Raw genomic sequence first — 24,926 nt, 5'->3', positions numbered from 1 at the left:
TTCTACTCTCCCTGTGGAATTTTGACGTAGAAAACCGTTCCTTCATGGGGTTTGCTTTCAAACCAGATTTGCCCCCCATGAAGTTCAACAATTTCTTTACTTATCGCAAGTCCAAGGCCTGTTCCTTCTGTTCGATAATCGGAAACGGAATCTGCTCTGAAAAACTTCTCAAAGATTTTATTTTGATGTTGTTTTTCTATTCCTATCCCATTGTCGGCTACTGAAATGATTACTGAATCCTGGTGAGTCTCAGCTGAAAGCTTGACGTATTTTTCGCTGGCCTCTTCTTTGCTATATTTTATTCCGTTGCTTATAAGGTTTATCAGAACCTGCCGAATTCTCTTCTGGTCTGCAACTATATAGATTGGCTTACTTTTGCCACATTGGAGTTTCACTTTTTTTGATCTGGCAAACTCCGACATTGATTGAATTACCTGCATTATGAGCTCGGTCAAATCAAATTTACTTTTTTCGAGAACCATAGCTTTTTGTTCCAGTTTTGCAAAATCGAGCAATTCATCCAACAAACTTTCCAGATGAAGGCTTTCTTTGTATACAATTTGCAAAAAGCCTGTTAGAGTATCTTTATCCATACTTTCAGGATCAGCCAGAATTGTTTCTGTGTAGGCCTTTATAGCAGTCAAAGGTGTTCTCAATTCGTGAGAAACGGTGGCTATGAAATCTGTTTTTAGTCTATCTGCTGCCCTGAGTTTTTCAAGTTCTTTGGTATTTGTCACATCGGTAATGGTTATCAGTACCTGCGGTTGATCTTCATATTCCACATTTTCCGCAATAATTGAATAAAAAGATTCGTTTAACTCTACTTCGATTATTTGCCGCATTTTTGTAGTTAATACCGTGCTGGCTACTTTTTCTATAGTTTTCACCAGGTCACTATCTTTTTGGTGATGAACGTACTGAAGGTTTGAAAAAACGGGATTGAGATTTGAATCGAGAACAACAACCATTTGTGGAAAGGAGTTAAAAATTTGCTGCATATATCTCATTGTTTCTTCTACAACTTCGTGTTGCTTTTCGAGCGACTGGTACAACTCCAGATTTTCCAGCACTGTAGCAGAAAGAAAAGCAAATGTGCGGATCGTGTCAATTACTTCGAAAGCAGGTTCTTCATGTGTATAAGCGATGAGCACGCCGAGAATTCTATCCACTTTTACAAGTGGAAAAATCAGAGCAATTTTGCTTCCTTCTGGTATAGATGTAAAGGAAAGTGTTTTGGTTGACCATTTTATCATTTCCATCAGTTCATTGTCCGGTGCAAACTCACCACCGTCAGAAATCCTAAGGTTGAAATCGCTGTCAAGTATTGCAATTAATTCGCAGTTGACAAATTTCTGAACGATTTTAATCAGTGAAGCAAGCAAGGTCTCCGGATCTTTTACATTACTTGTCTGTCTTATAAAGCTTGAAATCAGTGTGTAAATTTTTTGAGAACTTGCTGATAGTGGCATAATGCTCTCTCCTCTTGAGCTGTTCTTAATTTATTATAGCAATCTTTATGTAAAAACTACGCTGTAGTACAATTGAAAAAGTAAGGGAGGAGTTTTTATGTCGAAGGAATTGTTGATTAAAATCCTGGAATCAATTATTACTATTGTGGTTTCATATCTTGTTTACAGACTTTTGTACAAGTCTATAGCCAAAACATTTGAGGTAGCTGGCAAAGAATTGAGGATGAAAAACACGGTGAGAGTTTTTCTCGCTACGTTTACCGTCGTTATTTCGCTGATGGTAATTCTGAATATATGGAAAATAAATCTCGTACCATATTTAACTGCGTTTGGAATAACCGGTTTTGTTGTTGGTCTCGCTTTTCAAGAACCACTATCGAATTTCATATCGGGCATTCTGGTGCTGCTCACCGGTAAATTAAGAGAAGGAGATGTTGTGGACGTCGATGGTACAAGTGGTGTTGTGGAAGTGATCAACTACAATCATACAATATTGAGAATGTTCGATGGCAAGAAGATCCTTATCCCAAATAAGCAGGTCTGGAATGGCAAGATAACACACTTCTGGCCTGGCCCTGTTAGAAGACTGTCCATGAAAATATCGGTTTCTTACGATTCGGATCTTTCAAAAGTTCTTGAACTTCTGCAGAAATGTGTTGAAGAGGAACCCCTTGTGGAAAAAGAAGGAGTCAGTAATTTTGTAGTTTTCAGCGGTTTTGCTGATTCATCAATAGATTTCGAGGTTTTATACTGGATAAAACGTGAAAATTATTTTGAAGCTCAGCATGCACTGGCTCAGAGAATCAAGAGAACTTTCGACGAAAATGGAATATCTATTCCTTTCCCACAGATGGATGTTCACATAGAAGGGAGAAATTGACAGTCATGATTTTGAACGAAAGCCTTTTTTGTGCTATGGATACTGAAACAACAGGGATTGACCCTATGAACGGCGATAGGATAGTTGAAGTTGCTATTGTACCCGTTTACAAAGGCAGAATACTGTATCGTTCTATCTATCACACACTCGTGAACCCAAAGATAAGAATTCCTGCAACAATAGAAAAAATTCACAGGATAACCAATGAAGATATAGAGAATGCCCCAACCATTGAACAGGTTTTCGGACAAATGAGATCTTTTATGCGCAGATCAATAATGATTTTTCACAGAGCTGAGTTTGATTTAACCTTCATAGATATTTCCGCAAAAGAAATCGGAACATTTCCACCTTCAATTGACTACATAGACACCAGGGAAATATCCGAGATAATCTTTGGTGAGAAAAAAGCACTCTCGTGGTTGGCCGAGAGATTTGGTTTTGAAAAACCAAATCATAGAGCTCTAACAGACGCAATAACAACAGCTAAGTTGTTTTTGAAGATGACACGCAAACTCGCTGGCTCACAAATCGAAGAACTCGTTCATACATGGAGGGGTCAAGAATGGTGAAAAATTATGTACTTGACACAAATGTTTTAATTCATGATCCGCAAGCTATATATTCTTTTCAGGACAATAACGTTATACTGCCTTTACCTGTTATAGAGGAATTGGATAAGCTCAAAAGAAGGTCTGATTCAGCCGGAAAATCAGCAAGGGAAGTGATAAGAGAGCTTGACAAACTCAGACTCACGGGTGATCTATCAAAAGGGATAAAACTGAAAAATTCAGGTACAGTAAGTATCATGACGATCACTGACGGCAAAAGAGAGACTCCCGATTTTCTCTATGAAAAATATGTTGACAACTGGATACTTGGCTACGTTTTGAGACTCGGTAGAACTTCTTCTGTTCCAACAATCCTGGTGAGTAAAGATATCAGTTTAAGAGTGAAAGCTTCAGCGCTTGGTATAGCGGCTCAGGATTATTTGACTGATAGATCGGACCTCTCGGTTCTGCCATCTGGTTATGTGGAAGTGCACCAAGAACTCAGAGAAGGTCAGGAATTTGATAGTATGGAGAATCAATATATAAAAAGTCCATCAGGTTATTTTAAGGTGAGAAACAAAACACTCAGGAGGATATCTATTGACCTGTCGAGTAGTATCTGGGGCATCCACGCACTCAATGAACAACAGCTTTTTGCGATGGATGCTTTGCTCGACGATGAGGTAAAACTTGTCACGCTTATTGGTATAGCAGGAACGGGTAAAACGTTAATAGCGCTTGCATGTGCACTTGAAAAAACTCTCAAAGATAAGAAATACAAGCGGATAATTGTTACCAGACCACTGGTACCTATGGGAAAAGATATTGGATATTTGCCAGGTTCTATAGAAGAGAAGTTGCAGCCATGGATAGAGCCGGTGATGGATAATCTTGAGTTTCTCTTTGACAGAGTGCAGATGAATTTGAAAGAATTTCTCAAAAAAGATATTATGCAGATAAGTGCTTTGAGTTTTATAAGAGGCAGAAGTATACCAGATCAGTACATCATAGTTGATGAAGCTCAAAATCTAACTCCTCATGAGGTGAAGACTATTCTGACAAGAGTAGGCGAAGGTGCAAAAATAGTGCTTCTGGGAGATGCTTATCAGATAGATACACCTTATCTTGATAAAGACAGCAACGGACTTGTTTATGCTGCTTCAAGGCTAATTGGCAATCATCTTGTTGCGCATATAACTCTTACAAAAGGTGAGAGATCTGAACTTGCCACACTGGCCGCAAGCAAACTTTAAGGAGGCAAAATTATGGCTGTGATACAGACAGTTGATTTGACAAAAAGATTCGGTGAACTGAAAGCGGTTGATACTGTAAATTTGGCAGTAGAGAAAGGAGAAATCTATGGTTTTCTCGGGCCAAATGGCGCTGGGAAAACCACAACTATAAGAATGCTCACAGGGACTCTGAAGCCAACTTCTGGCGAGGTAAAAATACTTGGAATAGATATGAGATCTAACGAGATAGAGATTAAGAAAAGAATTGGTGTGGTTCCAGATGAACCGAAGATCTATCCAAATTTGAAAGGGTACGAATTCATAAATTTTATTGGAGATATTTATCGACTTGACAAGGTAAAGATGAATCAGCGTGTGGAAGAGCTGTGTGAGGCTTTTAGTATAGATTTTCTTCAGAAAGCGGTTTCTGATATGTCTCATGGCATGAAGCAAAAACTTTATCTTGTGAGTGTTTTGATGAGAAAGCCAGAAATTCTGTTTCTTGATGAGCCTACTGTCGGCCTTGATGCAAGATCTGCAAAAATTTTGAAGATGCTTTTACAGAAATATACATCTGATGGAAGCACTGTTTTCATGACAACACATGTACTGGAGATAGCAGAAAAGATGTGTACAAGAATTGGGATAATACACAAAGGTAAGCTTATAGTTGAAGGAACGCTTTCTCAACTTCGCGAATATGTTAAAAGTTCCCAGGCTTCTCTTGAAGATGTTTTCTTGCAGTTAACGACTGAAGGTGAGGATATAGCTTCGATTGTGAAGGAGTTGTGAATAATGAATCAGCTGATAATACTTTTAAAATACGGATTAAAAGGTTCTTCAAGTATTTTTACTGGAAAACAAAGATCGTCTCGAAGTTTTTTTTCTCTTTTCATATCCATAATTGCTTATCTTCCCATATCTTTTGTTTTTTATGATTTCTTCAAATCTGCCTCGCAAATACAGATAAGTCAGTACAATCTTGCGACGGTGTTTTTATCATATTGGTCCATCTTGATGGGCGGAATATTCATTGTATCTTTTGTACCAAGTCTTGTCAGCTCTTTTGTCAGAAACGAGGAAATACAGTTCCTTTTAACGCTTCCTGTCAAAAGATCTACAATAGTTTTTTATCAAATGATTCTCACGCTTGTTCTGCAATCTTTTACTGTGATCGTATATTTATTTGTTGTGCCGATTTATTCCTTAATTATGAAGAAGAGTATCCTCTTTGGCATTCTGAATGCTTTTCTAATGTGCTTTTTTCTTTTGTCTATTTCTGTTTTACTTGCATCTTTACTGGGTTTATGGATGTCTCGATCAACAGCAAAAAAAATTACTGTGATCGGTATTATTTTGACGTTAATTGCCCTTTTCACCGCAATTCAGTTTCCGGATATGGTATCTAATCAGCAGTCTTTAGAGAAATTTGTGAAGATTGGCCAAATTTTCCTAAGTAAAATGAATATTTTTTCCTGGCCCATTCTTGCCATTTCTGGAGAATATATTTACACCTTCTATCTTGCCATTTTATGTACAGGCAGCTGGTTTCTCTGTCTGAGAGTCTCTGAGATGCTTACATTCGAGGAAATATCTGCTAAAAAAAAGAAGGTATCAAAAAAGTATTCCGGCCTCAACGGATTTTACTGGAAGGATCTCAAGCTTGTTTTTAGACATCATCAGTCAATTTTTATGATAATTTATCCGGTTGTATTTGGATTGATTTTCGCTTTTTCAAACAGATGGTTTGTTTCACCAATGCTTATCACCATTGTTATCAGTACAATGTACACGTCAATGAATTCAGCTTTGCTTATGAAGCAAGAGTTCGAAACCTGGCCTTTTTGTCGGTTACTTCCTCTGACAAGTGCTCAGCTCATTATGCCAAAAATAATTATTCCATCGCTCATCTATACAATTATTTTTGCCGGTATGACTGCATTTTTTCAGGCATTTTTTCATACACCATTGAGCATCTACGCTATCATTTTTGTTGTTTTTATTCTGTACGTATTTGCATCTACCTTTGGATCTTATCTTTTTATGAAAGAAGCGCGTAAGGTAGAGATTTCTAATCCATCAAGGATACTCAATATAAAAGATGTCATATTACTTGAAGCGATTTCGTTTGCTCTAAGCATTGCTTCGATCTTACCACTTTCGTTGTATATGTTTTCTAAAAAAACGCTTTCCGATTTGTTCAGTTCCCAATTGATGACAATCCTTGTGGGTGTTTTTCTCCCTGCAGGTACTCTCATTCTTACAGTCGGTTTAATAAAAAAATTTATAAAGAAAATTTTTGATAGATGGGGATCATTTGAGTAACTGTTCATTGTGCGAACTATTTTGATATAATCAATCATGAGGTGATAGGCGTGAACAAGGCATTAGTTGATGAGCTTATTGAGTTTTCATTATCAGCTGGCATTTCCGGGAGGGAAGAAAAAATAAGGGATCTTGTCATATCTCGTCTTCCCGGTGTGAATTACAAGGTAGATAATGTTGGAAATCTTGTAGTTGAGCTTGGAGAAGGAAATGAATCAGTTGCCATCATGGCTCATATGGATGAAATAGGTCTTTTGATAACCGGTATCACGCCGGATGGATGCCTTACATTCAGGAAAGTTGGTGGTTTCGATGATCGACTTTTGCTCGGGGAGCATGTGAATGTTGTGACAGATTCCGGTGTGGTAGATGGCGTTATAGGGATAACTCCTCCACATCTTGGGGGGATTCAATCAGCAGAAAACCTGAGAATAGATGTAGGTGCTCACAACAAAGAAGAAGCAGAAGAAATGGGAATAAAGGTTTTTGATTTTGCTGTTTTTAAGAAGCACGTCAGTGTTTTGAACAACAGATATCTTTCAGTAAGGTCACTTGATGACAGATTTGGCTGTGTAGCTTTAATCTATGTTTTAAAAAACATCATAAAGAAAAGTCTCAAAAAGAAGATTTATTTTGTCTGGACTGTTCAGGAAGAAATAGGGCTAAAAGGCGCCAAAGCTTTTGTTTCGAGAAATAGAATCGATATGTGTTATGCTGTGGATTCTTTCGCGTGCTGTTCTTCTTTGACAGGACCGGTTATGTGTGGAAAAGGACCTGTTTTGAGAGTGGCAGATAACAGTGCTATAGCGAGTTATGACGAGGTGAAAAAAATACTTCGTCTTGCAAATGCAAACGGTGTTCCAGTACAAATAGGGGTGACGGGAGGAGGCACAGACGGATCAACAGCAATGGAGTTTGGCTCAAAGATGGTACCAGTAACACTGGCTGTTAAATATCTGCATTCTCAGGCTGAATATATTTCTCTTGAAGATTTTGAGAATCTGACAAAGCTTTTGTCAATCCTGCTTGAAAAATAGGAGTGATTGTGTGCTTTATATTCTTATTTTTCTATCCGGTATAGCTTCTGGTTTTTTGAATGTTGTGGCAGGTGGCGGCAGTCTTATAACTCTTCCGCTTTTAACTATGCTCGGCATGGGGATAGATATAGCAAACGGCACAAACAGAATAGCTATTCTTCTTCAAAATATAGTGGCAGTGAGAAATTTTCATAAAAACAGAGTTTTACCTGTTAAAACAGCCTTGTTATATGCAGTACCGGCTGCTATTGGATCAATTGTTGGTACTGCTATAGTTGTTGATATAAACAAAGATCTGCTTAAAAAGATAGTTGGTGTAGTATTACTCATTATGGCTGTTTTTTTGCTGTCAAAACCAAAGATGTGGACTGAAGAGAGAAAAAAGAGCGTCAACGTTTTTCTGACTGCTTTTGTCTTCTTTTGTATAGGTGTGTATGGTGGGTTTATTCAGGCTGGGGTTGGGTTTTTCTTCATATTTTTTACTGCGACACTTCTTGGGTTTGACCTGGTCAGAAATAATGCTCTCAAGGTCTTCATAGTGCTTGCCTACACACCAATTTCTTTGTTGATATTTGTTCTCAATGGAAAAGTGGAGCCATTGGCAGGACTGATACTTGGGCTTGGAAGTATGCTTGGTGCTTCTATGGGAGCGAGATTTGCTATAAAGAAAGGTGCTAACTGGTTGAGATTTATAGTTTTTGCTGCTGTGATTGTAAGTGGCATCAGTTATTTGATTTGATCTTGTGGTTCACAATTGTCCTTCTTAAGAAAAAGTAAGAAATCATCACAAATGCAAGTATTGTATAAGCGTTTTTGATACCGATGACATTTCCAATCAGGCCGAAAATGAATGTACCGGTTGGCGATGCTCCAGTGCTTATAAGGGCGTACAAAGACATTGTACGCCCTCTCATATTACCCGGAGAAACAAACTGTGTGCGACTGTTTGTTATGTTGAAAAAAATTGTCTGTGCTGCACCATTTATAAATGACATGATATATGCTATAGATGGAAAGATAGATGTTGCAAGTGTACTCACCCCGATTAAAAGTATGAGATATTCTTCCCTAACAGATATGACCTGTTCTGGTTCCATGCCTCCTGCAACCAGAGCACCTATAAAAGCTCCAAGCCCCATCGACCCCATGATTAAACCGTAACCTACAAGATCTGTTCTGACCGCACTTTTTGCGAAAGCCTGCATAAGCATGCTGTATGGCATACCAAAAAAGGCGTATATCATAAGCGAAGCAAATGTTACCAGCAGCGTTTTGTTCTTAACAGTGAATTGGATGCCGTCTTTTAAATCTGCTATAAAAGCTCGCTTGGATGGAGGAATGTGTTCATATTTTAAAGGTATTGTTGGAAGCACTACAAGTAAAGGAACGAATGAAAGTGCATTCACGATAAAGCCGAAAGTCAACCCGTAGTATTTCACCACGAATCCGGCTATAGATGGTCCTACCATTCTTGCAACGTTAAATATCATAGAATGCAGTGCAAGTGCATTGGGTAAATGACTCTTAGGTACTATGTTTCCAATAAAAGTGTTCCTTGAAGGCAAATAAAAGGAACCTGATATTCCCATAAGAACACTCAGCAACAGTAACTGAACGGGAGTCAGGATATTTTTACTTACGAGGTATGCCATTATTGTTGCATTTATTGCATCGGCAAGTTGTGTTAAAAAAAGCACCTCTCTCGGTCCAAACCAATCTATAAGTACCCCGCTTACTGGCGATAATAAGACTGTTGGAAAACCTTTTAAAAACGCAATCAGTCCTATAAAACCCGCTGCTTTATCTTCCGGAAATAAGTTAACAGCGACCCAGCCGCGCAACGTCGTATCTATCCAGGTACCCATCAAAGAAACACTTTGGGGTATCCAGAAGAGTGTGTAGTTTTTATTTCTTAGAGCCCTGAAAGGATTAGAGTATTTCGCCATACGAACAAATTTATAAAACTAATCTGTTACAGATGATGGCTCAATAACGTGAAGAAACGGTATACTTAAAGATTATTCCATCAGAAAAGATTAATTTGCAAAATTCATACCTGGAAACTCATCAATTTTTCAGAAGCCAGGGAAGAACTCTTTACAAATTTTTGGCAAACTATTTTGAAAAGATTTTTGCCTCATCTTTTCCAATCTCGTTGCTGATAAATGAATTTTTGCATAGCATCCAGCAATTTAAATTGGTCGGCAAATTTTTTCGATTAAATAGATTTGTTCTTTTGATTGCGAGTCTCTCCCGACCGTGTTTCAATCCTGTGGTGTTTCTGTTACAACAACACTCTGATTTTCTTGCAAATAACTGTTGGATTTATATAATCCACAGATTTTCTCAGCAGTCCTTCTATGAAGAATACAGGAGATCTATATGATTTGCACCGTTCCAGACAACCTGGGAACGGGCACAGTTAACTCTTTTAGAATTTTTGAAAGATAAAGCTATCATGAGGGCTTTCTGTAAAACTATGAATTAACAGCACTCCTGCCCCTGAGTTTTCTGAGTACCAAACAGGATTTATCAGAGTAGTTTCTTTGAATACTTTTAGTTTCATGCCATTACCTGATTAATGGAAAATTGATGTACTGAAAGTTTATGTTTACCTTATTAAAATAAATGCGTAAAACTTATGAAGATATAATATCAAAAAAATGTGTGAGAGGAAGTGTGAAATGATATCTGTAGTCATTAAGAATTTTTTCAGAATAAATGCTATGATAATGCGCACTGACGCCCCGAAAGATTCTCCGGGCGTTTAAGTGTGCTTGGAGAATATCGAAGGGGCGTTCTCAAATGGGAACGCCCCTTTTTTGTAAGGGGGAGAATATGGTACATACATACAAGCCTGAGAAAGAAGAATGTATGCCAGACAAAAGAATATTTCTTGCCAGAGCGGGTGCTAAATACTCGACGTTGGCAAGAGACCAGCTGATCAAGAAGATAAATTCACTGTTTCTGGAAGCATATGATCAGATAGATCCTGTTGTGTGGTATTCATTCTTCGAAAAATCAGAGCTTCCAAAAGAGCTCATCCCAGATACCTTCGAAAATGTGGGAAAGATTACGATTTTTTTGTCGACTCTTGGAAAAAAGATAGATATGCTGATCGAATATTATTCAGATTCTGGTAAAACCTTTGAATCTCTAATAATAGATTCATGGGCTTCTGAATCTCTCGAAAAGCTCAATGAGAATGTGGACAGAAAATTCAGGGAGCAATTTGGAGCTGGCACAATGAGATTTTCACCTGGTTACGGCAATGTTGATATGCGTATGAATAAATACATAGTTGAAAGACTTTTGAGGGCAGATCAGGTGAAAGTTCTTGAGAGTGGTGTAATGATTCCAAGAAAGACTACAACTTGCATGATAGGGTGGTTAAGTGTATGAGAAGAAATGAATTTTTTCAGTTGCTCCAGGAGAGAGTTTTGTTTCTTGATGGTGCATATGGGACAGAGTTTTTTAAAAGAGGAGTAAACGGGTTAATTGAGCTTTTGAATATTGAGGATCCAGAAGAGGTTCAAAAGCTTCACAGAGAATATATAGAAGCAGGCTCGGACATAATATTGACAAATACATTCAGCGCCAACAGGCTCAAATTGCGTGCTTACAATTTGGAAAAGGATTTAGAAAGGATTAATATTAACGCAGTTAAGATTGCAAAATCTGTTTCTGGTGGAAAATTTGTTTTCGGCGATATATCTTCTACAGGAAATTTCATAAGTCCCCTCGGAGATCTCGATTTTGAAGAGGCTTACGAGGTTTTTAAAGAGCAGGCTTCTTTACTTATAGAAGCTGGTGTGGATGGAATAATATTAGAAACGATGTCAGATCTAAAAGAGCTTAAAGCTGCTATTATCGCAGTTCGTGATTTATCCCATGAAATACCTCTGATAGCACATATGACTTTCGAAGCAGATGGAAAAACAGTCAGTGGAACCTCCGTAGAGATTTTCGCAACTCTCATGAATGACCTCGATGTTGATGTGGTTGGCATAAACTGTTCACTTGAACCAGATGAAATGTTGCCTGTTTTCACTAAGCTATCGGAGCTTTCCATGAAACCACTTTGTGTTGAGCCGAATGCAGGAAAGCCCATTCTCAAGAAAGGCAGACTCAGCTATAAAACCACTCCGAAAGAATTTGCCGTTTATATGGCAGATTTTATTGAACTTGGGGCAAATATCGTAGGAGGTTGTTGCGGTACCGGTCCTGAACATATAAAGGTTATGTGCAAATATATAAGCAATCAAAAACCCCGAAAAAGACAAGTTAAGAGAGAACAATATCTTTCTTCAAGAACTATCTTGAGACCTACTGACACATTTTTAGTAATAGGTGAGAGAATCAACGCAAGTGGAAAAAAAAAGCTGCAAGCCAAGATTCAGCAGATGGATTTTTCGCAAGTTGTTGAACTCTCTCAACTTCAGGAGCAGGAAGGTTGCGATGCTATAGACTTGAATTTTGGGATAGAAAAACTGTTAACTCACGATCATTTTAGACGAGCAATTGTAGAACTTGACAAAAGATCTTCACTCCCTGTTTCGTTCGATATACAGAATCTCCACTTCCTCGAAAGTGCAATGAGAGAATATGCTGGAAGAGGGTTGATCAACTCAGCTTTTGCAAGAGAAGATCATCTCGAAGAACGAATAAGACTTTTAAAAAAATATGGCGGTATGTTGATTGTGCTTGCCATGGAAAAGCATGTACCTGAAACAGCTCAGCAGAGATTTAAAATTGCTATGAAAACTGCTGAATTTCTGAAAGATCATGATGTTGATCTTGAGAGGGTCTATTTTGATCCACTGGTGCTACCTGCTGGCGCAAAAAATGATTATCATGCAACTTTAAAAGCAATTGAACTCATGAACCGGGCTGGTTTGAAAACATCAATAGGTCTTTCAAACCTGAGTTTTGGGCTTGCTAACAGAGAGAGTGTCAATGCAGCTTTTCTCGCATTGTGTATCGAAAAAGGATTGAGTGCGGCTATATTGAATAGTGCGGAAGCAACAACAATGAATGTCCTTCGTGGCGCATTGCAACTTAAAGGAAAAGAGCCTGCAAAAACAGAGCAGGTGATAGAAGATGAACTGGTGAAGTTAATAGTGAGCGGGCAAAAAGAAAAATTGATGAATTTTGTGAAAGATTCGCTGAAAGAAAAAGAGCCTCTTTATATAAGTCAAAATATGCTTGCCAGGGCAATGGAGCAGATAGGGACTCTTTATTCCAAGGGTATTATTTACCTTCCTCATTTGATTCTGGCTTCTGAAACAGTTCAGCCAGCTTTTGATTATCTGAACAACCTTCTTGGCGAAGCTCAGGCAAAGCTTGGCAAGGTATTGCTTGCTACTGTTCAGGGGGATATACACGATATTGGAAAAAGAATTGTGGCGACTGTTTTAAAGAGCGGTGGATTTGAAGTTTACGATGTTGGGAAAGATGTACCAGCTCAAAAGATCCTCTCGGAGTGCGAGCGTTTAAAACCTGATATAGTTGGCCTTTCTGCTATGATGACAACCACTGTTGGACAAGTAAAAGAGGTTTCTGATTTGCTCAAAAAGAACAACGTGCGCGTTGTAGTAATAGCTGGTGGTGCTTCAATGAATGAGCAACTTGCGAACCAATTTGGTGTATTGTATGCAAAAGATGCCCTCAAGGCACTGGAAATATGTAAAAAAATAGTCAGAAAGGAAAATGAAAGATGAAAAAAGTTGTGCTCAAATTTGGTGGCTCAAGTTTGAAAAATAAAGATGATCTTTCGAAAATTTTTGAGGTTGTCAGGATGTACGACAGATCTTTTATTTTAGTGGTCTCTGCAGTTAATGGTGTGACAAATTCTTTAATCAGGGCGTTGAAAGTCATTAAAGACATAGATATCGATGAATTTCTTTTTGATTTATATTCGATTTATCAAAATTTTCTGGATAGAGAATATTCCGACTTAAAAGAAAGGGTTTATCAGATAAGAGATCTGCTGATGGGAGCAAAATTAATTGGGCGAGTACCAGATTTTGTTTATGACCATGTCGTCAGTCATGGAGAAAGGTGTTCTTCTCTGCTCCTGAGCCATTATTTTAATGATCACGGGCTTCAATGTGAAGAAGCCCTACCAGAGCAATTTGGATTGTTAACAGATGGAAGATTTAAGAGCGCGTCGATTGATTTATATACCAGTGAGAAAAATCTAAAAGATTTTTTTAAGGACAACAAGAATTATATAGTTCCAGGTTTTTACGGCATTTATGAAGGAGAAATCACGATTCTTGGCCGCGGGGGAAGTGATTATTCAGCAACTTCCATAGCTTACTGTATAGATGCAGAAAGGGTTGATTTATACAAAGATGTTTCTGGATTCATGACGTGCGATCCAAAATGTGTTGATGGAGTTCAGCCGGTGAGCAGGCTTACCTATGATGAGGCAGCAGAATTATCTTATTTTGGTGCCAAAATACTTCATCATTCTGCAGTTGATCCTGTTAAGAAAAAAAACATCCCACTTTACATTTACAATATAAATTCCTTCAGATCGATCGAAAATCCAGACACAGTAATATCATCCAGCGGATCAGTCACAGATGAAATAATTAAAAGTATATCTTTCACTGATGATATAGCGATCATTCAATTCAAAGGGCCCAATGTTGGGCGTGTTCCTGGTCTTCTTGGACAGATTGCCTCTAATTTTGGAAATGAAGGAATAAACATAAAATCTGTTGTGACTTCCCAGACGAGCATAAACGTTCTCATCTCTCATCAGGATATAGAAAAATGCCGCAAAATAACATCCAAGATGAAAATAAGCGAAGTCGAAAATATATGCTATAAAGAAAAGATTTCTCTTATTGCAGCAGTTGGTGACGGGATTCTAAAAAAGCATGGCGTTGCTGCGAGGATTTTCTCTGCTGTCTCCAAGCAATGCATAAATGTACAAATGATATCTGCGGGTGCCTCAGACGTAACTATCTATTTTCTGGTAGACACCAGAGATAGAGACAATGCTTTAAGGGCTATTCATAAGGAATTTTTTGGAGGTGAGAGATGTGAAAACAGTTGAGCAAATTAATGAGAAGATCAAGCGTGGAGAAGCAGTTGTTATGACAGCTGAAGAAGTAGTTCAGCTTGCCAGAGAATCATCCGTAAAAGAAGTGGCAAAAAAAGTCGATGTCGTGACCACGGCGACTTTCGCACCGATGTGTTCAAGTGGAGCTTTTATAAATTTCGGGCACACAATGCCACCTATGCGCATGGAAAAAATCCAATTATCTGGTGTTGATGTTTACGGAGGTCTGGCCGCGGTAGATGGATATGTAGGAGCTACTCAGGAATCTCAGGAAGATAAAACATTTGGTGGTGCCCATATAATAGAAGCCTTGATTAAAGGGAAAAATTTGCAACTGAAAACTTCTGGAAAAGGCACAGATTGTTATCCAAGAAAACAGTTTGAAGGTTATATAAACAAGGAGGTTATAAATGATTTCTTCCTTTTTAATCCGAGAAATGCTTATCAAAATTACGCTGCTGCGACGAACAGCTCTGATTTAACTATATATACCTATATGGGAAAGTTGCTGCCAAATTTTGGGAATGTGACTTACTCAACATCAGGAGAATTAAGTCCCCTGCTGAAAGATCCAAATATGTACACAATAGGTTTAGGAACAAGAATCTTTTTATGCGGTACAGATGGCTATGTAATATGGCCAGGTACTCAGTTTAGAAATGATGTTGAGACTAACAGATATGGAGTACCAATTAGTGCAGCAAGAACTATTTCTGTAATTGGGGATGCCAAGAAAATGAATCATAGATACATAAAGGCTGCATATTTCAAAGGTTATGGTGTGACTCTGTTTGTAGGGATAGGAGTACCAATTCCAATTTTGAATGAGGAAATAGCCTTTTTTGCTTCGCTCGGAAACGAACAAATAGAGACAGAAGTGAAAGATTATGGAAAAGAAGGCAGGCCAACCCTCATGCGTGTTAATTATGCTCAGCTCAGAAGTGGCTATATAGAAATTGGAGGAAAAAAAGTGAAAACATCATCCATATCAAGCTTGAGCATGGCCCGCGAAATAGCAGCTGTATTGAAAACATGGATTGAAAGTGGCACTTTTTTGATAACCAGTCCTGTTCAATTGTTCAACGAAGAGAGATCCATTAAAAGCCTTAAGGAAGTTTCTGCCAAGATTGAGAAAGAAGATAAACCAGAATGTGTTGACTGTGGTGCATGCGTGAGTTTATGCCCTTTCGACGCACTTTTGCTTGTAGATGGAAAGTTCACTTTCCTCAGGGAGAAATGTACCATGTGTTTACAGTGTTCTGATGCATGCCCGGTGGGAGTGAAATTACCTCCAGATGAATAGATTTTATAGAAGCTGGCATTCAAAAAGATTCAAAAGTTTCACGGTTGTTTACAGGGAGTCCGATTTATGGATTGGTGTTGATGTATATGACGAAAGTATGAAAAACGGCGTTTATCAATCACTCATTGAGATACACTCTCAGATCAGAGAATGTATTTCGAGGTATCCAAAGTTTTTAGTTTCCTTCAAGCCAGTAGATATAAGTAGTGAATCAGGTGTTATAAAAAGAATGCTTTCAGCATCAAAACTTGCCGGGGTGGGTCCTATGGCTTCTATTGCAGGAGCGATTGCTGATGAAATTGGAGATTTGTTGATAGAAAGATATGGCTGCAAAGAAGTTTTAATCGAAAACGGGGGAGATATATTTGTAAAAAATATTGAGCCGGTAGTGGTATCTGTATATGCTGGAAATTCAGTTCTGTCTGGCAAAATTGGGCTTGAGATTCCACCGGGGCGATGGGGGATATGTACCTCTTCGGGCACTGTTGGACATTCAATAAGTTTTGGCAACGCTGATGCAGTGACAGTTGTTTCGGAAACGGCAGCTGTTGCCGATGCTTTTGCAACATCGTATTGTAACAGAGTAAAAAAGGAAGAAGATATTGGCAATCTTCTGAACAAGGCTCTAAATGAATATGTATTGACTGTTCTGGTTATTTATGGGGATAAATTCGGTCTAATAGGAGAACACGAGCTTAGATTGATTGAGCGTGAAGAGGATGGTGTTCATGAAAGTGATTGATTGTGTGAAAAAAGGTCAGATACTCTCAATAGAAATCTTGCCGCCAAACAGAGGACAGAATATAGAAGAAATATACGCTGTTTTGGATGAACTGATGAACTTTCCAATATCATTTATCAATGTTACAAAACATGCTCCAGAGATGACATATTTGGAGCTCGAAGATGGGATTGTAAAGGTTCCCAAAGTAAAACGCCCGGGAACCGTGGGAATGACCGCCGCACTTATGAACAGGTACAATATTGATGTTGTTCCACATGTTTTGTGCTTTGGGATGAACAAATACCAGATAGAGGATATGTTGATAGACCTCCACTTGATAGGCGTTCGGAATTTATTTGTCATTAGAGGCGAGTACGAGAATCAGACGATAGAGGAAAAAGATAGCTACTCGCATGCCTCAGATTTGGTGAAACAGATTTCAAATATGAATATGGGAGAATATCTTTATCCATGTGAAAATGCGAAACCAACAGATTTTTGCATAGGTGTTGCGGGTTATCCTGAAAAGCATTTTGAAGCACCAAATATAGAAGAAGATATGAGGTATTTAAAGAAAAAGATCGAATCTGGTGCCGATTATGTAATCACACAAATGATTTTTGATTTTGATGTTTACAAAAAATTTGTGGAGCGTGCACGGCAGCTTTCAATAAATGTTCCTATTATTCCTGGGGTAAAACCCGTTGTAAGCTTGAAATCTATTTACACTATACCAAGAAAATTTTTCGTTAATATACCAGAATCATTTGTTAAGCAGATGCAAGAAGCAAAGACACATAGAGAAGAATTTCAGATTGGAACAAAGTATATGGCAAAACTGGTTGAGAAGCTTTTGAGTTCCGGAGCTCCAGGTGTGCATGTTTTTACAATGGGAAGAGGGCAATCCACAAAAGCCTTGCTCGAGGCTGTTTTCAATAGATAAAGGAGGAGAATGGTATGAAGGTAGCTATTCTTGGTGCAACAGGGCTTGTTGGACAGAGATTTGTTCAATTGCTTTCAAATCATCCATTTTTTGAGATAACAGCTCTGGCAGCTTCTGATAATTCTGTGGGAAAAAAGTACAGAGAAGCAGTTCAATGGCGCTTGAATGTTCCTGTAGCCGAAAAAGCAGGAGATATGGTTTTAAAAAAATGCACACCTGATATAGATTGTGATTATGTGTTTTCTGCTTTGCCTTCAGATGTTGCAGGCGAAATTGAGGAGGAATTTGCAAACGCAGGATACATTGTTTTCTCAAATGCCGCGAGCCATAGAATGGACGAGGATGTACCTCTAATTATCCCTGAAGTTAATCTGGATCATTTGAAAATAACCGAAACTCAAAAGAGAAAAGGAAAAATAATTACCAACCCCAATTGCTCAACGATAGGTTTTACAATGGTTCTTAAACCCATAATGGATAGATTCGGTATAGAAGAGGCAAATGTTGTCACAATGCAGGCTATTTCTGGCGCGGGATATCCCGGTGTACCATCTATGGATATAATTGACAATATTGTGCCGTTCATAAAAAATGAGGAAGAAAAAATCATGACCGAATCAAAAAAAATACTTGGCAGATTGAAAGATGGAAAAATATACCCGGCGAATCTCGATATTTTCGCACAGTGCAACAGGGTAGCCGTTGTTGACGGTCATATGCTATCTGTAACTATCAAAACTCAGGAAAAGGCCACTTTAAGTGAAATTGTGAGAGCTTTTGAAGATTTTCAACCACTTAAAGGAATGTATCTTCCAACCGCACCTGAAAAACCTGTTTTTTATTTGACAGGAGTTGATTCTCCGCAGCCGAAGTTGCACAGAGATCTTGGTGGTGGAATGAGTGTCAGTGTTGGCAGGTTGAAACAGTATTCGAACAAACAGTTTGGGCTCGTTGCTCTTGTTCATAATACAATCAGAGGGGCTGCCGGGTGTGCAGTTCTCAATGCAGAGATTTATAATATTTTCAGGGGATAATCTGAGTATGAAATTTGTTGTGTATGTATTAGTATCAACAGTTTTTCTCATCAGTTCAATGATTATAATTGATTCCACGATGAACCACGCAAAAGCTGTATGCGAAGAGATTGAAAACGACATAGATTTTTTCATGACGGTAGACTTTCTCAGGATCGACTTCTGGTCTAAATCGGTTTCGTCAGCAGCTGTTATGGAAAACAAGCTGGCTTTTGAAGAGATAGTGGATGATAAGATGAAAGTTGTTAATTATTTGGTTCAATACGACAGAGAAGAGAAACTCTACAATTTGAAACGTGTTGCGCACGACGGAGTGAATGTAGTATACAGATCTCAAACACCTATTTATTTCAAAAGGTCTTCAGACGATGTTTGGACTTTATGTATTGAAAAATTCGAATTTGATATGATTGCATCAACTCCCTCAGAGCTTCGGGGATCTTATAGAATACCGTATATGTTAAATCCCAAATTGCTGTATGTGAGGGAAAAATGATTACTTTTCTTCTATTTTTGGTTTTTCGAGAAGTTTGAATTTTCTCTTCAATTCTTTTATGTTCATTTCTTTGAGAACAAGGCTTCCAAGAAAATATTGAAAAGGTAGCCATGTCACATGACCGGTTGGGATAATGTATTTTTTCGGTTTTCCAAGCGCCTGCCATAAGATTTTCCTTGTTTCTTTGGGAAGAGCACGGTCAAAAAGGGCTTCTATGAAAACCATTTTTTGAGGTTGAGTGTACTTGGCGTATGCGACAGGGTCGATTTTTAATAAAGGATGGATGTCTGATTGGAGCATCTGCTGAATGCTCGAAAAAGATGAAAGCCTGTCAATATCTTTTTTAAAGTTTTCTATCAATGATTTTTTGTCATCCATTCTACTTTCTTTGCCCAGACCACGGGCTATATCTCTTCTAAAGTAAGCTAAGGTTGGTGACTTCCACATAAGTGTGGCAACATCTCCACCTGAGGTTATGACAATTGTCCTGTCAAAATCCTCACTCAGGGCGGTTAAAATTACTGAAATCATTCCCCCCAGGCAATAACCAACCAAACAATTGTTGTTATGCCACCAGTTGTTTTCTTTGGCAAGATCGAGTACAGTGAGAGCATCTACTACAGCGTGTTCCCAGAAACGTGTCATTTTCTCGATGTCAGCCGAAAAATAATCTCTACCACTTACGGAACCGTTTGCCGTACGTGTGAAATTCCCCGGAAGTATCGGAACAAAAGTTGTTACTCCAGCACTTGCAATATGTATTGCCATCCACAGCAAAAAGGGTATATTTATGGTTCCAAGGCCATGAAGGAGCATCAAAGAGCCGACGGGTTTTTCTTTCGGTTCAAATTGGTAAACTTCGACAGTTTCGGTGCCCGGAAAAGGTTTTTCGTACAGCGTGGGGAATTTCATAACAGATGCCCTGAAATTTTTCCCTTTCATTATGTATCCACTCGAAAATGATGGTATTTTTCTGCTGTATTCAAAGCTCACCATAAGAATAATCATCTCCAAGTTTTTCCGAAAGTTTTTCGAGCGAAGATCTGTCAAGTATTTTTATTTTCCTGCCATTTTGAATAAGAATACCTTCTCTCTCAAACTGCATAAACACTCTCGAGACAGATGGTCGTGGAACAGCAAAAAATCTGGCTAATTCTTCCTTGCTAACAGGCAAAATAAATTCATCTTCTTTTGCGTGTTGAACAATGTATTTTGCGATTCTGCTTCGCAGAGTTCCAAAAGTTAATTCGTGAAGTTTTTTTGCCAGAAAGAGTAGTCTATCTCCCATATCGCAAAGAAGGTTTTTCAAAAATTTCTCGTTTCTCTGACAATAATCGAGTATTTTATCTTTTCTGATAAACAAAATCCTGCAATCTGTCTTTGCAACTATGTCTACAGGAAGGACGGCATCAGTTGAAAAAAGTACAGCAGAAGCAAGAACGTCTGGAGATTTGATAGTCTCAAGTTGTAATATCTTTCCTTCTTTATCTTCCATGTAAGTAACCACTTCTCCTGAAAGAAGAAGCATCAGATAATCGCAAGTTTCTGTTGCATGAGCTATGTATTCATCCCTGGCGAATTTTTGCAAAACTGGCCGGGACCTCTTAAAAAGGTCTTCAATTTCACCTATAGTCAAACCTTTGAACAATTTTGTCTTTGCCAGAGCCTCAATTAATTGATTCATTCTGTATCATATGTTACCGCAAAAACGAATATATATTTATATTCTTCCTAAAGAGGTGATTTCTTGAGGGATAAGAAACAAATTGTCGAAAAACTCATTTTAAAAATATATCAAAATCCAAAAAAAGAGATTCTCATCAGGCATCAACTCAACAAGATTTTTCGTGAGCTCACGCCTCTCGATGTTCTTCAAATAGAGAAAGATCTTATTTTAATGAATTTGCCAAAAGGTGTTGTAGAGCTTCTCTGTGATGTAAAATTAATGAAATTGCTTTCAATCAAAAAACGCTGAAAATATTGATTTTGATGAAAGAAGTTCTTATACAGTTAATTTCTGTGATAGAATCACTTTGAGGTGTTCGAGATTGTCTCTCTTAGACATGATAAAAAGATTTGTAGAGCTTTCTATAACAGGCTTTATAGCTGTTATTATGGCAATTACACCAAGAGAATATATAAAGGCCAGGTTAGCATTAATGTTTGGAGATCAAACTCCAAAAAAAGTTGGTCGTGTTTCTTTGAATCCATTTGTTCACCTCGATCCTATAGGTACTGTCACTTTTATTTTTCTTGATTTTGGCTGGTCCAGGCCAGTGCCAATCAGGCCTTGGAATTTGAGAGGAAAGAAAAAAACATTTCTTTTTGTTTCTCTAAGCGGTCCTGCAGTTGGTGTGTTGTGTTTTGTAATATATGGTTATCTTGCAAACGCTGCTGCAGTCGAGAACAAATATGTCTTTGAAACACTTTATAAAGCTGCAAAGTTTAGTCTTACTTATTCATTGTTTTCACTTTTTCCTATACCGCCACTCGATGGTTCAAAGGTTCTCGGAGCGCTTCTTCCTGAAAATTACACAGAATGGTATCTAAAATACGAAGTTTATGGTGTCCTGTTTATGCTTGCCTTACTTGTTTTATGGATTATGCCACTTGTAATGAATCCTTTTGTGGATTTTATAGACAAGTTGACGAATCTTGTGACCAGTTGAAAGGAGCATAAAAATGCTGGTGATCAGATACCCTGCATCTTTGAATGTTATCAGGAAGCTCAAAACATCTGACATAGTTAAATATACCGGGAAATTGACAGTTCTGAGCAGGCAGGCACTTGAAAGGATTATATTTTATGAAAGGGCTGAAGGGTTGATCCCCGATTTTATGAATGGTGAATTGATCTGTTTTGGCAGCATTAAGGAAGGTTTTTTGAATATACTATCCGCCAGGGATTTTGAAGATTTATTTGAAAAAATTTTTCTCTTTGGGTCTGTCGGGATTATTTCCAAGGCTAATTCGGCTAATCCCTTTTATTTCAAGAGATACGGGAGAGTTATGTTTACCGCTATGGAAAAACCTGTTGCAAAATCTTTTAAAATACTTGCCTATTCAGATTTGAAAAGTAATGCCGTTATGGAGGTTGAAGTTGAAGATTTACTTATGCGGGTTACTATAGATTCGAGAGGAACTACAAAGCATGTTGAGGTAGAATGAAAGGTAGCTATATTTTGCTTATTGAAGTTGATCAGTCAATTGAGCTAATTGTTCGTAAAAACAAATGGTTCCTCAGAGAAGATATCTACGCCTATGTCGGATCAGCTATGAATGGTATTTGGCAAAGAGTTTCCAGGCATTTACGAAAAAACAAGAAAAAGCACTGGCATATAGATTATCTTCTGAAATTCGCGAAAATCAAAGCCGTTGTAATGTATCCGGGAAAACGAGAAGAGGAACTTTCCAGAACTTTGAGCAAGTATTTTGAGGGTGTTCAAGGATTCGGAGCGACTGATCTGAGATTAAAATCGAATTTATACAGAGTGGAAAACATAGACAGTTTTTTTGATGTAGTCAAGGGATTTCTAAATCAAGATGATTGAAGTTTCAAAATCTTTTTTTCAATTTCTATAAAGCCGGGATTGAACATACCTTTCTGACTTTGTTCTATCTTTATTTCATCCACAATTGTAGCTGGTTGGCCTGCTAAAACATATATCTTTTCAGCTATACTTACTGCTTCTCTTACATCATGAGTGACAAGTACAGTACTGATATTAAGTTTTTTGATAATATTAGAAAAATCTTCTATAAGCTTTGTTTTTGTGAGTAAATCAAGGCTCTGAAACGGCTCGTCAAGGAGCAACAGTTCTGGTTTTATGCTTATAGCACGCGCAAAGTTAACCCTCTGCTTCATACCGCCGCTTAATTTGGCTGGTCTGTAATTGTGGAAAGATTCCAGGCCAACTAATTTTAAGGCACTCAAAGCTGTTTTTTTCTCATTACAGACGAAAAGTAAATTGTCAAGCACAGTATACCATGGTATCAATCTGTCTTCCTGGAAAACGTAACCAATCTTGTTTGTGGATTTTTTAATTTCCCCGGATGACGGCATATCAAGCGAAGCAATGATTCTTAGCAGTGTGGTTTTTCCACAACCAGATTTTCCAACTATCGCAATTGATTCTCCTTCGTAAAAAGTCAGGTTTATATTTTTTAAAACCCGTAGTTTTCCAAAATCTTTTGAAACGCTTTTAAGCTCAAACAGCTTTTTCACCAAAGAATCGCTCCCAGATATTGTAAAATATTATTTCCAGCAGCAGACCGAAAAATATCGCACTTACAGTATAGGCAAAAACCTTCGGTGTATCCACATAAAATTTTGCCTGGAAGATTTGAAGTCCAAGTCCGCTATCGCCTATGAGATATTCGGAAACGATAGCAGCTTTCCACATTGTTCCTATGCTTATATTTATAGCGGAGAGCAGAAATGGCAGAACGGAGCCGGCGTATATATATTTAAACATCTTTGGCCGTGGGACATTGTAAACTTTGGCCATTTCGATTAATTTGATGTCCACTGATCTCACACCTTCAGCCACGTTGAAAATTACAACTGGCAAGAGTGTCATGAATACGATAAAAACCACACCTTTCCATCCTATGCCCCACAACAATATTACCGTGCTGAGCCAAGAAACAACAGGAACAGATCGGAGCACCATTAAAACAGGGCGTAACAGTTCAAACAGCGCCTGAAAAATTCCCACAAAGAAACCAGTAATCAAACCTATCAGCAAAGCGAGGAACAGCCCCAGAAAAGCTTTGTAGAAAGTTTGAAGTAATTGTATAAAAAGCTTTCCGCTTTTTATGAGTTCAATGATTTCTTCAAAAACATCAGCTGGTGCAGGAAACACCAGCGATGATTTAAAAAGAAAAGAAACTGCCTGCCATATGAAAATCAAGAGAATGAATCCAATGAGAAGCCACTTAAAACGCGAAGAATTCATCATCAGGTATCTCAGGTATTGCAACTGGTTCTATCTGATTCACAATTTTCAGATATTCTATAATCTCTTTCTTTGATTCTTTTGCTGTTTTATATTCATAAATGGTTCTTCCAAGTGATTCTTCAATTACCAGCGGGTTGATATTTCCAAGATATTTTGACGAAAGCTGTATGACCTCCTGTTTATTATTCATGGCATATTCTATAGATTTTTTTACATTCATAAGCACCTTTAATATTTCGCCGCTGTTTTTGAGTAAATCTCCTCTCACAAAAATACCTGTTATGGGGACTCTGGGTGGAAGTTGAGTGATTTCTGCCCATATTTCCTGCATATCAAATACGATTGAAGCTGATGCATTTCGGATAGCCAGAGTTACAAATGGTTCAGGAAGGACCGATATTTTGACTTTTCCTGCACTCATTAATGCGACTATTTCGTTTTGCGCTGCATATTGGATCTTTACATTCTGCAAACCATGTTTTTCAATCAAAAGCCTTGTCAAAACGTCCCCTGTTTGCCCTTTTCCTTGTGGAGTATAGATTTCTTTTCCATTAAGATCTTCTATGGAATTTATCTGTACATCCTTAGCAACCATATAAAATCCGCTCCAGAGGGTCACAGCTGCTAATCTCAAGTCTACTCCTTTCAGATAAAGTGATGTCCCTATCGAAACAGGTAAAATCACCATATCAGCTGTTTTAGCCGTTATTTGAGCATTAACCTGGTCAAGAGTTCGCCAAAAATCTATTTTTATAGAATCTTCGGTAGCTATTCTGTTTTCAATGAGAGCGGCTACGCTTATGACAGTAGGCCCGGATGGTACAAGTAATGTAACAGAAAAACTTGCTGTGAAAACCAATGTCAGCAACGCCAATAAAAACACTTTTTTCATATTA

At 38.1% G+C, this 24,926-nt stretch carries 26 protein-coding genes; 19 read left to right on the top strand and 7 right to left on the bottom strand.

What is annotated here, in order from left to right; all coding sequences use genetic code 11:
- Nucleotides 1-2: 2 nt before the first annotated feature.
- Complete coding sequence (locus TEL01S_RS07020) at nt 3-1,469, bottom strand: sensor histidine kinase (RefSeq protein ID WP_028843905.1); 1,467 nt, start codon at nt 1,467-1,469, stop codon at nt 3-5.
- A 97-nt stretch (nt 1,470-1,566) separates the two neighbouring features.
- Between TEL01S_RS07020 and TEL01S_RS07015 the strand changes: the two genes are divergently transcribed.
- The 7 genes from TEL01S_RS07015 to TEL01S_RS06985 are packed head-to-tail and all read left to right on the top strand — an operon-like array spanning nt 1,567 to nt 8,233.
- A complete protein-coding gene (locus tag TEL01S_RS07015; protein WP_012003408.1) occupies nt 1,567-2,349 on the top strand; it encodes a mechanosensitive ion channel family protein in 783 nt (260 codons plus the stop codon).
- Between the two features lie 5 nt (nt 2,350-2,354).
- Nucleotides 2,355-2,921, top strand: a complete 567-nt coding sequence (locus TEL01S_RS07010) for a 3'-5' exonuclease (RefSeq protein WP_028843907.1) — start codon at nt 2,355-2,357, stop codon at nt 2,919-2,921.
- On the top strand, nt 2,915-4,153 hold the full coding sequence (locus tag TEL01S_RS07005) for a PhoH family protein (protein WP_028843908.1): 1,239 nt from the start codon (nt 2,915-2,917) through the stop codon (nt 4,151-4,153). Before TEL01S_RS07010 ends, TEL01S_RS07005 begins: the two co-directional genes overlap by 7 nt.
- A 12-nt stretch (nt 4,154-4,165) precedes the next feature.
- On the top strand, nt 4,166-4,924 hold the full coding sequence (locus TEL01S_RS07000) for an ABC transporter ATP-binding protein (RefSeq protein ID WP_038051581.1): 759 nt from the start codon (nt 4,166-4,168) through the stop codon (nt 4,922-4,924).
- A 3-nt stretch (nt 4,925-4,927) separates the two neighbouring features.
- A complete protein-coding gene (locus TEL01S_RS06995; protein WP_028843910.1) occupies nt 4,928-6,457 on the top strand; it encodes a hypothetical protein in 1,530 nt (509 codons plus the stop codon).
- A gap of 50 nt (nt 6,458-6,507) precedes the next feature.
- Nucleotides 6,508-7,494 (top strand): M42 family metallopeptidase, encoded by a 987-nt coding sequence (locus TEL01S_RS06990; protein WP_028843911.1) that lies wholly within the window; start codon nt 6,508-6,510, stop codon nt 7,492-7,494.
- 10 nt (nt 7,495-7,504) lie between these two features.
- A complete protein-coding gene (locus tag TEL01S_RS06985; protein ID WP_028843912.1) occupies nt 7,505-8,233 on the top strand; it encodes a sulfite exporter TauE/SafE family protein in 729 nt (242 codons plus the stop codon).
- Here TEL01S_RS06985 and TEL01S_RS06980 read toward each other — a convergent pair.
- Nucleotides 8,217-9,440, bottom strand: a complete 1,224-nt coding sequence (locus tag TEL01S_RS06980; protein ID WP_028843913.1) for an MFS transporter — start codon at nt 9,438-9,440, stop codon at nt 8,217-8,219. The two genes, TEL01S_RS06985 and TEL01S_RS06980, sit on opposite strands and share 17 nt — an antisense overlap.
- A gap of 892 nt (nt 9,441-10,332) precedes the next feature.
- On the opposite strand from TEL01S_RS06980, the gene TEL01S_RS06975 reads away from it, so the two are divergent.
- From TEL01S_RS06975 to TEL01S_RS06940, 8 genes are read left to right on the top strand one after another with little or no spacing between them, the layout of a single operon-like run.
- On the top strand, nt 10,333-10,896 hold the full coding sequence (locus TEL01S_RS06975; RefSeq protein WP_028843914.1) for a methionine synthase: 564 nt from the start codon (nt 10,333-10,335) through the stop codon (nt 10,894-10,896).
- Entirely contained in the window at nt 10,893-13,214 is a 2,322-nt protein-coding gene (locus tag TEL01S_RS06970) for a homocysteine S-methyltransferase family protein (protein ID WP_028843915.1), read from the top strand. Before TEL01S_RS06975 ends, TEL01S_RS06970 begins: the two co-directional genes overlap by 4 nt.
- On the top strand, nt 13,211-14,563 hold the full coding sequence (locus tag TEL01S_RS06965) for an aspartate kinase (RefSeq protein WP_028843916.1): 1,353 nt from the start codon (nt 13,211-13,213) through the stop codon (nt 14,561-14,563). The genes TEL01S_RS06970 and TEL01S_RS06965 overlap by 4 nt, the downstream gene beginning before the upstream one ends.
- Nucleotides 14,550-15,872 carry a homocysteine biosynthesis protein gene (locus TEL01S_RS06960; RefSeq protein WP_028843917.1) on the top strand — a complete coding sequence of 441 codons (1,323 nt, stop codon included), beginning with the start codon at nt 14,550-14,552 and terminating at the stop codon, nt 15,870-15,872. Before TEL01S_RS06965 ends, TEL01S_RS06960 begins: the two co-directional genes overlap by 14 nt.
- On the top strand, nt 15,865-16,614 hold the full coding sequence (locus TEL01S_RS06955; RefSeq protein ID WP_028843918.1) for a UPF0280 family protein: 750 nt from the start codon (nt 15,865-15,867) through the stop codon (nt 16,612-16,614). Before TEL01S_RS06960 ends, TEL01S_RS06955 begins: the two co-directional genes overlap by 8 nt.
- Nucleotides 16,601-17,539 (top strand): methylenetetrahydrofolate reductase, encoded by a 939-nt coding sequence (locus TEL01S_RS06950; RefSeq protein WP_038051585.1) that lies wholly within the window; start codon nt 16,601-16,603, stop codon nt 17,537-17,539. The genes TEL01S_RS06955 and TEL01S_RS06950 overlap by 14 nt, the downstream gene beginning before the upstream one ends.
- Nucleotides 17,540-17,553: 14 nt before the next feature.
- The gene (gene asd / locus TEL01S_RS06945; protein ID WP_028843920.1) at nt 17,554-18,573 is read left to right on the top strand and encodes an aspartate-semialdehyde dehydrogenase; all 1,020 of its coding nucleotides are present in this window, start codon (nt 17,554-17,556) and stop codon (nt 18,571-18,573) included.
- A gap of 7 nt (nt 18,574-18,580) precedes the next feature.
- Complete coding sequence (locus tag TEL01S_RS06940; RefSeq protein WP_041428435.1) at nt 18,581-19,069, top strand: hypothetical protein; 489 nt, start codon at nt 18,581-18,583, stop codon at nt 19,067-19,069.
- On the opposite strand, the gene TEL01S_RS06935 is transcribed toward TEL01S_RS06940, so the two are convergent.
- Together TEL01S_RS06935 and TEL01S_RS06930 are read right to left on the bottom strand one after the other, a co-directional pair.
- Entirely contained in the window at nt 19,070-20,065 is a 996-nt protein-coding gene (locus tag TEL01S_RS06935; RefSeq protein WP_028843922.1) for a dienelactone hydrolase family protein, read from the bottom strand.
- Nucleotides 20,052-20,753: a Crp/Fnr family transcriptional regulator gene (locus tag TEL01S_RS06930; RefSeq protein WP_051366209.1), complete on the bottom strand. Its 702-nt coding sequence runs from the start codon at nt 20,751-20,753 to the stop codon at nt 20,052-20,054. Before TEL01S_RS06930 ends, TEL01S_RS06935 begins: the two co-directional genes overlap by 14 nt.
- A gap of 63 nt (nt 20,754-20,816) precedes the next feature.
- On the opposite strand from TEL01S_RS06930, the gene TEL01S_RS06925 reads away from it, so the two are divergent.
- The 4 genes from TEL01S_RS06925 (at nt 20,817) to TEL01S_RS06910 (ending at nt 22,620) form a co-directional block, all read left to right on the top strand.
- Entirely contained in the window at nt 20,817-21,044 is a 228-nt protein-coding gene (locus TEL01S_RS06925; protein ID WP_028843923.1) for a DUF438 domain-containing protein, read from the top strand.
- A gap of 88 nt (nt 21,045-21,132) precedes the next feature.
- Nucleotides 21,133-21,738: a site-2 protease family protein gene (locus tag TEL01S_RS06920; protein ID WP_028843924.1), complete on the top strand. Its 606-nt coding sequence runs from the start codon at nt 21,133-21,135 to the stop codon at nt 21,736-21,738.
- A gap of 13 nt (nt 21,739-21,751) precedes the next feature.
- Entirely contained in the window at nt 21,752-22,237 is a 486-nt protein-coding gene (locus TEL01S_RS06915) for a hypothetical protein (RefSeq protein WP_012003388.1), read from the top strand.
- Complete coding sequence (locus TEL01S_RS06910; RefSeq protein ID WP_028843925.1) at nt 22,234-22,620, top strand: GIY-YIG nuclease family protein; 387 nt, start codon at nt 22,234-22,236, stop codon at nt 22,618-22,620. Before TEL01S_RS06915 ends, TEL01S_RS06910 begins: the two co-directional genes overlap by 4 nt.
- Here the strand turns inward: TEL01S_RS06910 and TEL01S_RS06905 are convergent.
- The 3 genes from TEL01S_RS06905 to TEL01S_RS06895 are packed head-to-tail and all read right to left on the bottom strand — an operon-like array spanning nt 22,608 to nt 24,922.
- Nucleotides 22,608-23,294, bottom strand: coding sequence for an ABC transporter ATP-binding protein (locus TEL01S_RS06905; RefSeq protein WP_028843926.1), 687 nt, complete (start codon nt 23,292-23,294; stop codon nt 22,608-22,610). The genes TEL01S_RS06910 and TEL01S_RS06905 overlap by 13 nt on opposite strands.
- The gene (locus TEL01S_RS06900; RefSeq protein ID WP_028843927.1) at nt 23,278-24,030 is read right to left on the bottom strand and encodes an ABC transporter permease; all 753 of its coding nucleotides are present in this window, start codon (nt 24,028-24,030) and stop codon (nt 23,278-23,280) included. The genes TEL01S_RS06905 and TEL01S_RS06900 overlap by 17 nt, the downstream gene beginning before the upstream one ends.
- On the bottom strand, nt 24,008-24,922 hold the full coding sequence (locus TEL01S_RS06895) for an ABC transporter substrate-binding protein (protein WP_012003384.1): 915 nt from the start codon (nt 24,920-24,922) through the stop codon (nt 24,008-24,010). Before TEL01S_RS06895 ends, TEL01S_RS06900 begins: the two co-directional genes overlap by 23 nt.
- Nucleotides 24,923-24,926: the final 4 nt, after the last annotated feature.

It is taken from the genome of Pseudothermotoga elfii DSM 9442 = NBRC 107921 (assembly GCF_000504085.1).
GTDB classification, from domain to species: Bacteria; Thermotogota; Thermotogae; order Thermotogales; family DSM-5069; genus Pseudothermotoga_B; species Pseudothermotoga_B elfii.
This window is presented reverse-complemented; position numbering and strand designations above follow the sequence as displayed.